Source organism: Gordonia sp. 852002-10350_SCH5691597, from assembly GCF_001665715.1.
Taxonomy (GTDB): domain Bacteria; phylum Actinomycetota; class Actinomycetes; order Mycobacteriales; family Mycobacteriaceae; genus Gordonia; species Gordonia sputi.
Genome location: NZ_LZMO01000103.1, coordinates 1 through 9312 on the forward strand (window position 1 = coordinate 1; position 9312 = coordinate 9312).

A 9312-nucleotide genomic window follows, 5' to 3' on the forward strand; every position below is an offset into this window, starting at 1 on the left:
GGGGAGTACGGGGAGTACGGGTACTCCCCCCTCTGCGGTTTGCCCTACACCCGCGATTGGTAATTTCTACCTTCTACCTGGGCTTTTACGCGGGGGGCAACGCATGTTTTTGTGCATAGGGGGTGTACGTGTACTCCCCGTACTCCCCCTCACGATCACACGCAAGGAGAACCACATGACCGAGAACGATTCGACCACAACACAATCCGCCTCTACACCCCCCAGCGCCTTGGCTTCTGGCTCCGACGCTACCGGCCGATGGATTCCGGACCCTGACGATCCAGACTACGAGGTGTGGGAGGAGGTGGGACCACGCACCAGTCCAGAGGCAGCCGCGAAGTGGGACGCGATGCTGGAGGACAACGACGCGGCGCGTTGCGTTGCGCATAAGAAGTCTGGAGAGCGATGCAGGAGATTAGCTATCAAGGGTGCGACAGTCTGCCGGGTGCATGGTGGGGCATCGGGGCACGTAAAGCGCGCTGCCAGAGCACGATTGGAGAACGCCGCCGACCGGATGGCGAAGAATCTGTTGAAGCTGGCCGTGGACGACGACGTGGCCGACGGAGTGCGCTTAGCTGCCACCAACAGCGCGCTCGACCGCGCTGGCTTAAGTGCGAAGACCGCCGTAGAGGTAGAGGTCGGCCCGAGCAAGGGATTCGAGCAGATCCTCGGGGCGATCATGACGGGCGGCTCACGAGCCGAAAGTCGTTCGCGTAGAGGCGAATCCGCAGACGCCTACGACAACCCCGAGGACGACTGGACCGCGAGCGAAGTACTGGACGCGCAGATCGTGGACAGCGAATACGACCTGCCACCCACGCCCCGGCCCGCAGCGATTGACGCGCCCCGTGCGGTCGAGCCGCCCACACCGCCGACGCCCGCGACCGGACTGATGGACCTGGAAGACGCGCTGGATCAACTGCACCGCACCGCCCCGCCACCGCAGGCGCAAGGCAACCGCAACAGGCGGTCGCAGTAGGCCAGCGGCCACGCGCACGGCCCAGCACTACGTGCCCGGCACCAGCACGCACCACGGGGCATCTCAACCGCGTTGGGGACGAAACAGTAACTCCGACAACAACTCTCAATAGTGAGCTACGTCACAGTGCGGTAGTGTGGGGTGCAGGGGGTGCGGGCAGGGCCGCACCCCTCGGACGCCACAAGGTAAGGGAGACAGCATGACTCAGTTTGACGGCGGAACCATCCCCGCCCACATGGAAGCGTGGACGGTCGCATTCAGTGACGGCACCTTCTGTGAGGAACTGGACGTGCTGGCACCCGTGGGCAGCGCCCCGGCCGACGTCGGCGCTATCGCTGCGCCGATCATCGCTGCCGACTACCTGCCCGGGATGCAGATTGTGGACGTGTCGCCGTTTCGTGGTGTGACCGTGTGGGGTGCGCGATGAGAGTTGTTGGTTACGTGCGGGTCTCGACCCGCGACCAAGGCGACAGCGGCCTCGGCTTGGAAGCTCAACGTGAGAGCCTGGAACAGTGGTGCGCAGCACGCGGCCACGAACTGCTCACCGTCACCACCGACGTGGTCAGTGGAGCCAAGAGTGACGCCATGTTCGGCAGGCAGGTAGCCGTGGCGGCTGTCGAATCGGGAGTGGCGCAAGGGCTTCTCGTCCGCGCTCTGGATCGTGTCACCCGTGACCAACTAGACGCCGCGCAGATTATGAAGCGCGCCAACGACTACGGCTGGCGTCTGCTCGACACCGAAGGTGCCGACAGCGGCGACCCGAGCCAGCGTCTCGTCGCCGACGTGCGGTTGGCCGTGGCAGCTGAGGAACGTCGCAAGATCGGCACTCGCACCCGCGAAGCACTCGACGCCAAACGCAAGAAGGGCGAACCGGGCCTTATCAGCGTCAGCGCGCAGCGCCGTATCCAGGTGCTCGCGGCGCAAGGGCTTGGAGCGAAGGCGATAGCCAACCGCTTGACCGCCGAGGGTGTCCCCACCGCAACTGGCGGCGACACGTGGGCCTACAGCACCGTGCGGCGCGCCCTGGCCCGCATCACCAACGACGGAAAGGTCGCCTGACATGGCCTACATCCGCAGTCACGAGACCACCCACAAGCGCAAGGGCCGCGCCGTGAAACGGTACGAGGTGGTCTGGCGTGAACCCGTCCGCGACGACTACGGCCTGCCCGTGACACTGCCCAGCGGCAAGACCAAGCTCCGCAGCCGACAGGAGAGCTTTGTTACCCGCGAGGACGCCGAAGCGCGCCGCGACGAGCTCAACGCCGCCAAGCACTCCGGGCAGACCAGCGCCCTGGCCGAACAGCGGAAAGCGGGAGACCTGCCGTTCGGGTACTACGCCCAGGCGTGGCTAGAGAGCCAACAGGTCAAGGTCGCTCAGGGCCGGTTGAAGCAACGTACGTTGGACGGCTACGAGAAGATCGCGCGGCACTACTTGCTCCCGGCGTTCGGCAGCAAGGCCACGGCGGCGATCACGCCCAAGGACTGCGAGGACTTTCTGACGTCGTTGGTTCGTAGGCAGTCCCGGCAGAACGGCGGCGAACCCTTGAAGCCTGGCACTGTGAAGCACGCCTGGAACGGACTGCGCCGCGTGATGAAGTACGCCATGCAGCACGGCGCGGTCACCAGCAACCCGTGCGACCGTGTCGACTACGACGGAGGCCGCGCTACTGGCGATCGCGAGAAGTTCCAGCACCGCCCGTTGTCGGCCGAGCAGGTGGCGCAACTGAGCGCGGCTGTCGCCGGGCAGATCGCGAACGCCGACGGCCAAGCGCTCCCGGCATATCCGGACTACGCGCTGATGGTCGAGTTCTTGGCGTACAGCGGCCTCCGCGCGGCCGAGAACAGCGGCCTGGAAATCGGCGATCTGTCGTTCACCACACGCCCTGGCCCCGATTCCACCGAGACCACGCGCTGCGTCGTCCATATCCGCAGGACGAAGGACCGCAAGGGCGGCGAGTGGATCACCACGACGCCCAAGTCGCGAAAGTCGCGGCGAACGGTGCCCCTGCCGCCGTGGCTAAGTGAGAAGCTGCGGCAGTACGTAGCAGCGCATCCCCGCGCCGACGAGCCGTCAGCGCCGCTCTGGCCCAGCCGGAAGAACGGTGGCGGCTACCGCGCCAAGGGCGCGCGGTACGCGGTGCCGTACGACTGGTCGCAACCGGTGTACATGGGCACCTTCTACGACACGATCCTCAAGCCAGCGTTGGAGGCCGTCGGGCTACCGGCGAGCCGTCCAGCGACCAGCGACGCCCCGGCCCAGCACGGCGTCCGTCTCCACGACCTGCGGCATACGTTCGCGGTGATGCAGCTGATGGCGGGCGTCCATTTCATGCAGGTGTCGCGGTGGATGGGCCACAGCACGTTCACGCTGACGCTGGATACCTACGGCGACTGGATACCCGAGGAAGACGGCGGCGCGCTCAACGATCTGCCCGAGCCAACGGCACCGGAAAGCGTCGCTACGGCAGAGCCGGAGCCGACGAACGTAGTGCAGCTATTCGGACGATGAAGCCTCGGCGTCGAGAACGCTGTACAACTCTCGCCACTCGTTGATCGTGACTTGCAGGCGCTCGGGATAGAACCGCCGATGACTGTCTGGTGAGGTGGATTGGGCTTCGTACAAACAGAGCGCAGACTCGGTGTACACCAGAGCGGTTGCAATCGCGTCAGCCATCATCGCGAACATGTCTGTAGACCGGCCGCCGAGGAGGTCGATAGGCCAACTGTGGCCGTGCGTGAAGCTAGAGCACACGCGATACTCTTGTTTAGCGAGTGTCGGAAAGTGAATGCCTTGCAGCAGGTCGTGCGCATGTGTAGGGGGATTGTCACCGATCCAATTGGCGGACTTCCTTATTAGCTCCGAGTATTGCCGAGCCTTCTCTTGTGCAAGGTTGTCGAGCACAGCGATCTCTCCGTCGTGAAACTTCTGTCTGTGCTGCGATTGGCCGTAGGTTTCGTCTGGAATCGTCCGATGCCCGTTGTCATGTGCTTTCAAGAGCTCGGTGTGGAATTCACGCGCGTGCTCAGCGCCGATCTTCGCTAGCCCAGCTGCGCGCGCTCTTCGTACACTCCGCTCCGGAGGGCACATGACCCATACCGCCTGCGCGGAACACTCTATCGCGGTCCTGCACAATGAAAGCACCGATGCGGTGTGATGATTGAATGGCTTTGATTTGACCGCGTTAGCGAGCAGGATATCGATTGCAGCGAGCGAGTCGACTGCGTTCATGATCGGGTAAAGAACCGTGCCAGTTAGGCCTTCCGGAATCTTCTGCTCGTAGTCGTCTGCGTCGTCTAGAGACATTGGCGTGTCTGGGTCTGCGCGGTGGGGATTTAGACCCCACTCTTCGAGTGTCCGTCCGCGTTGCGCGCGCTCCATTACTCGTCCGAGTTGTGGCGTGAGCATGGTTGCGAGGGTGTGAAGAGGATCGCTGTCGTACATGTCGATGATCATTCCACCCTGTACCGACAAACCCGGCACAACACCCCCGCGCGCCGGGGTGGTGCCGGGGTGGGCTACACGCGCGGGCAGTCGAACGCTACGAAAACGCCCCTACCTGCGGCTATGGGTGCCCCCAGTCGGACTCGAACCGACACTGTGCGGATTTTAAGTCCGCTGCCTCTGCCAATTGGGCTATAGGGGCGCGTCGACAAGCATGCCATGTGGCCTCTGCCCGATCGAACGAAACCCTAGTCGGCTGAATCGGGGCGGCAGAGGAGCGTCACCAGCGATGGAGGCCGGCTTGGCGCACGGTCAGGCGCGCGGCGCGCTGAACGCACCACACTGTCCACACAGCCGAGATCAGTGCGATGACAAGCAGTTCGCCAGTCATCCATACGAGCCGATTTCCGTTGATGGTGCTCGACGGATCTTGGACCATGAACACCACTGCCATCACCGACAGCAAGCCGATCACGGCCGACGGCCAGCCTGCGCGCGCTTCGAGGTGATGCTTCTCGTCGATGACCTCCGCCGCGTGTTGCTGATGGTCCGACGTCGAGTCGTTGAGCTCGGAGAGGGCGATGAACAGATCGGGGCTGCGGCGTGGCTGTGACGATCGGTGGTACGACAGCACCCACGCTCCGACCGCGACGGCGGCGAGAGCGAGTGAGAGGTAAACCACACCCCATCGTAACGCAGAAGAGGTGGCCCCCTGTCTGGCCGGAAGTCAATGCACCGGTGACGCGGGCGCATCCTGCAATCGGCCGACGAGCCCTTGACGAGCTGACTTAATGCCGATAACTTAACGCGGGTAAGTGACCGCGACGCGCTAGGGGACTCGTATGTTGGCAAGACTTACCCGAGTGGCCATATCTGCGCCCAAACGTGTTCTCGCACTGGCTTTCCTGTTCCTCGTACTCTGTGGAATCTACGGAGCGTCGGCATCGCAGCACCTGCTGGCAGGCGGGTACTCCGATCCGAACAGCGAGTCGGCGCAGGCGGCGCAGCAAATCGACGACACCTTCAAGCGCGGGGGCCTGCAGGTCGTCATCAAACTCGACGCGCCTGCAGGCACCGACATGGAGAAGGACCAGCGGGCCGCCGCGGTCGGCAAGTCGATCGTTTCCGAACTCGACGCCCTTCCCTATGTGCAGCAACCGGTGCTGTCGGTGTGGCAGGACCCGACGCTCGCGCCCGGCCTGATCAGCAAGGACCGCAGTTCGGCGCTGATCATCGCCACGCTCGACGGCGGGGAAGCAGAGGCTCCTGCGCATGCCAAGGAGGTCGCCTCCCGATTCGAAGGCGCCCGCGACGGCATCACGGTCCGCGTCGGTGGCCAGGGCATGGTCTTCCAGCAGGTCAACGAGCAGACCACGCGCGACCTCGCCGTAGCCGAGGCGATAGCCATCCCCATCAGCTTCCTCGTGCTCATTGTCGTATTCGGGGGCGTCATCGCGGCGATGCTGCCGATCGGCGTCGGCATCATCGCGATCGTGCTGACGTTCGCGTTGCTGCGTCTGATAGGCACTGTCACCGACGTGTCGATCTTCGCGTTGAACCTCACCACCGCAATGGGTTTGGCGCTCGCGATCGACTACACGCTGTTGCTGGTGACGCGGTATCGCGAAGAAGTCGCCGACGGACGTGACAGGGCGTCGGCGATCTTGCGCACGATGCAGACGGCGGGACGCACCGTCGCGTTCTCTGCGGTGACCGTTGCCCTCGCGCTTGCCGCACTGGCGATCTTCCCGATGTACTTCCTCCGTTCCTTCGCGTACGCAGGACTCGGTGTCGTGGTGATCGCCGCCGTGACGTCGCTGGTGATCACGCCCGCGGTGCTGATGCTCCTCGGCGACCGGATCGACTCCCTTGACGTGCGCCGCGGTGTCCGCAAGCTGCTGGGCCGCCCTGAGCCGACATCACGCCCGGTCGAGGAGGGCTGGTGGTACCGCGCGGCGTCGTGGGTGTTGAAACGAGCGGCACCGGTCGGCGCGACGGTTGTCGTCATTCTGCTGGTGCTCGGCGCACCATTCTTGTCGATCGAGTTCGGCTTCCCCGACGACCGCGTGCTGCCCACCAGCGCCAGCGCCCATCAGATACAGCAGGAGATCCGCGACGACTTCGCCCAGAACCTGTCGTCGTCGGTCACCGTCGTCGCGACTGGAGACGTCTCTGCGCAGACGAGGGCGTCGTATGCGCAGGAACTGTCGCGGGTTGCCGACGTCAACTCGGTGTCGGGCGCGGGCGGAACCTTCGTCGACGGGAAGGCTGTTGCCCCGGCGGATCCCGCGGACCAACGAGGCAACGTCGGAGTGATCACGGTCGCCACCAACCTTGAACCGATGCGGCCAGCGGGCGAGCATCAACTGACTCAGCTACGAGACGTTCCGGTGCCCGCGGGACTGACAGTGAAGTTCACGGGTTCCGCGGCGACCAATGTCGACACCGTCGACTCCATTTATGCGCACCTGCCGTGGGTACTCGGGGTGATCGCCATCGCGACGTTCGTGCTGCTGTTCCTCTTCACCGGAAGCGTTGTGCTTCCGCTGAAGGCGTTGGTGCTCAACGTGTTGTCATTGTCGGCGACGTTCGGGGCGATGGTGTGGTTCTTCCAAGAGGGGCACCTCGACGGATTGGGCACCACGTCAACCGGGTACCTCGCGGCAACGATGCCCGTCCTGATGTTCTGCATCGCGTTCGGGTTGTCCATGGATTATGAGGTGTTCCTGCTCGGCCGGATTCGCGAATCGTGGCTCGCGTCGGACAGGTCGCGCGCGGCGAACGACAGGGCCGTCGCGCTCGGTATTGCGAGGACCGGTCGCGTCATCACCGCAGCGGCGCTACTGATGAGCATCGTGTTCGCGGGAATCGCGGCGTCGGAGGTGTCGTTCATGCGTATGTTCGGTGTCGGACTCACGCTTGCGGTGCTGATGGATGCCACTTTGATCCGGATGCTGCTCGTTCCGTCGTTCATGCGCCTCGCTGGGCGCGTGAACTGGTGGGCACCCGCACCGCTGCGACGTCTGCATGACCGCTTCGGACTGTCCGAGGAGGTCGACGACGAGCCGCCGCGGACAACGGTTGCCGACACGGGCGCACACGAGACCACCGAGAACGAGAACAACACGCAGGAGAACAGTGACACGGACCAGTCGCAGAAGCCGCTCGCCCCGCGGGTCGGGTGAGTTGCTGGCCGACGAGATCATCGACGCCGCGACGTCACTGCTGCTCGACTCCGAAGCCGCGTCGGCCGTGTCCATCCGAGCCGTCGCCGACCGGGTGGGTGTCACCCCGCCGTCGATCTATCTGCACTTCGACGACAAGGACGCACTCCTCGAAGCCGTCTGCGCTCGATACTTCGAACGTCTCGACGAGGAGCTGGCCGCGGCGTCGAAAGGTATCGACGATCCGCTGGAACGGGCTCTGCAGATGGGCATCGCCTATGTGAGATTCGCGGTCGCCACGCCCGTGCTCTACCGGGAGGCGTTTCATCACGTCTCACCAGTGGCCGAGCGCAGCAAGGTCGACGAGGTGCTCGCGGCGTCGGCGTTCGTGCGGTTCACCGGAACTGTCAGCGAACTCGCAGACGCCGGGATCTTCGGCCCCGACGAGGTCGGTGACGTCGTCCTCGAATTGTGGACCGCTGCGCATGGCCTGGCGTCGTTGATGATCGCGAAGCCCGGTCTGGGCTGGGGCGATGACTTCGCCATTGCCGCGCAGACCCTGCGCTCGATCTGTCTGGGGCGAGCGGTGCTGTCGATTCGTGAGTACGAGTCACCCGACGAGGTCCGCGTGTTCCTCGACTCACTGAGTGCGCCGTCGGATCACTCAATTGGTCAAGAGAAGGTAAAGTCGGAACTCGAACGGGTCGATCCCCGTTGATGAGACGTACACGTCCATAAAAGGAGCACCTGTGCGAGACAGCAGTAACCCGGTGATGCGCGGCGTCGTCCGCGATAACCAGAATCCCGGCGGCTATGCCGGCTTCGGGTCGAACGCGGCCGGGGCCGGGCAGGCCGCGATGTACAACCAGTACGGTCAGCAGGTGCCGCCGCAGTATGCGCCGCCGCAGGCCGTCGGACGCCAGCTCACCATCGACGACGTCGTCACCAAGACGGCGATCACTCTCGGCGTGCTGACCGTCACCGCAATCCTCAGCTACGTCATCAGCAGCTACAACAACGCATTGGCCGGACCCCTCATGGGCATCGGCGCGATCGTGGGCCTCGTGCTCGTGTTGGTCGCCTCGTTCGGTCGCAAGCAGGACAATCCCGCGATCGTCCTCGCCTACGCGGCCTTCGAGGGACTGTTCGTCGGTTCGATCTCGTTCGTGTTCGCGAACTGGATGGTCAGTGGCGATACCAGTGCGGGCGCGCTGATCGGCCAGGCGGTTCTCGGCACGTTCGGCGTGTTCTTCGGAATGCTGCTGGTCTACAAGATCGGCGCCATCCGTGTGACACCGCGCTTCACGCGCATGCTGTTCGCCGGTCTCATCGGTGTGATGGTGCTGATGATCGGCAACCTGATCATCGGTCTGTTCACCGGCGGAGCTGGTGTGCTGCGCGACGGTGGTCCGATCGCGATCATCTTCTCGCTGGTCTGCATCGCATTGGCGGCTTTCAGCTTCCTCGTCGACTTCGACGCCGCTGATCGTCTGATCCGTGCTGGTGCACCTGCCCGCGCGGGCTGGGGCGTCGCGCTCGGCCTGACGGTCACCCTGGTGTGGCTCTACGTCGAGATCCTGCGTCTGTTGAGCTACTTCAACTCCAACAACTAGTTCGCCCCCTCAGATACACCGCGGCCCCGCACTCTTCGGCGGGTTCACATGATCGTCGCAACACTCTCAGGTGAGAGGTTGCGGCGATCATGTCGTTTCAGGAGGACTGTGTTC

9 protein-coding genes and 1 tRNA gene are annotated in these 9312 nt (G+C 64.2%); 7 read left to right on the forward strand and 3 right to left on the reverse strand.

Annotation, left to right across the window (positions count from 1 at the left end; all coding sequences use genetic code 11):
• Positions 1–175: 175 nt before the first annotated feature.
• From A5777_RS24620 to A5777_RS07450, 4 genes are all read left to right on the forward strand, one after another.
• Positions 176–979 carry a hypothetical protein gene (locus tag A5777_RS24620; protein WP_156529309.1) on the forward strand — a complete coding sequence of 268 codons (804 nt, stop codon included), beginning with the start codon at positions 176–178 and terminating at the stop codon, positions 977–979.
• Between the two features lie 199 nt (positions 980–1178).
• Positions 1179–1406: a hypothetical protein gene (locus A5777_RS07440; protein WP_156529310.1), complete on the forward strand. Its 228-nt coding sequence runs from the start codon at positions 1179–1181 to the stop codon at positions 1404–1406.
• Positions 1403–2038: a recombinase family protein gene (locus tag A5777_RS07445; protein ID WP_064862167.1), complete on the forward strand. Its 636-nt coding sequence runs from the start codon at positions 1403–1405 to the stop codon at positions 2036–2038. Before A5777_RS07440 ends, A5777_RS07445 begins: the two co-directional genes overlap by 4 nt.
• A gap of 1 nt (position 2039) precedes the next feature.
• Positions 2040–3488 carry a tyrosine-type recombinase/integrase gene (locus A5777_RS07450; protein WP_064862168.1) on the forward strand — a complete coding sequence of 483 codons (1449 nt, stop codon included), beginning with the start codon at positions 2040–2042 and terminating at the stop codon, positions 3486–3488.
• Here the strand turns inward: A5777_RS07450 and A5777_RS07455 are convergent.
• The 3 genes from A5777_RS07455 to A5777_RS07465 form a co-directional block, all read right to left on the reverse strand.
• Positions 3474–4433, reverse strand: a complete 960-nt coding sequence (locus A5777_RS07455) for a hypothetical protein (protein WP_064862169.1) — start codon at positions 4431–4433, stop codon at positions 3474–3476. The genes A5777_RS07450 and A5777_RS07455 overlap by 15 nt on opposite strands.
• Before the next feature lie 116 nt (positions 4434–4549).
• Positions 4550–4623 (reverse strand) — tRNA-Leu (locus A5777_RS07460).
• Between the two features lie 78 nt (positions 4624–4701).
• Entirely contained in the window at positions 4702–5103 is a 402-nt protein-coding gene (locus A5777_RS07465; RefSeq protein WP_064862170.1) for a hypothetical protein, read from the reverse strand.
• Positions 5104–5263: 160 nt separating this feature from the next.
• Here A5777_RS07465 and A5777_RS07470 point away from each other — a divergent pair, with 160 nt between their 5' ends.
• Genes A5777_RS07470 through A5777_RS07480 form a run of 3 tightly spaced genes read left to right on the forward strand, consistent with a single transcriptional unit; the run spans position 5264 to position 9198 of the window.
• Positions 5264–7606 (forward strand): MMPL family transporter, encoded by a 2343-nt coding sequence (locus tag A5777_RS07470; protein ID WP_064862171.1) that lies wholly within the window; start codon positions 5264–5266, stop codon positions 7604–7606.
• Positions 7560–8303 (forward strand): TetR/AcrR family transcriptional regulator, encoded by a 744-nt coding sequence (locus A5777_RS07475; protein WP_039854246.1) that lies wholly within the window; start codon positions 7560–7562, stop codon positions 8301–8303. The genes A5777_RS07470 and A5777_RS07475 overlap by 47 nt, the downstream gene beginning before the upstream one ends.
• 31 nt (positions 8304–8334) lie before the next feature.
• The gene (locus A5777_RS07480; RefSeq protein ID WP_005202099.1) at positions 8335–9198 is read left to right on the forward strand and encodes a Bax inhibitor-1/YccA family protein; all 864 of its coding nucleotides are present in this window, start codon (positions 8335–8337) and stop codon (positions 9196–9198) included.
• Positions 9199–9312: the final 114 nt, after the last annotated feature.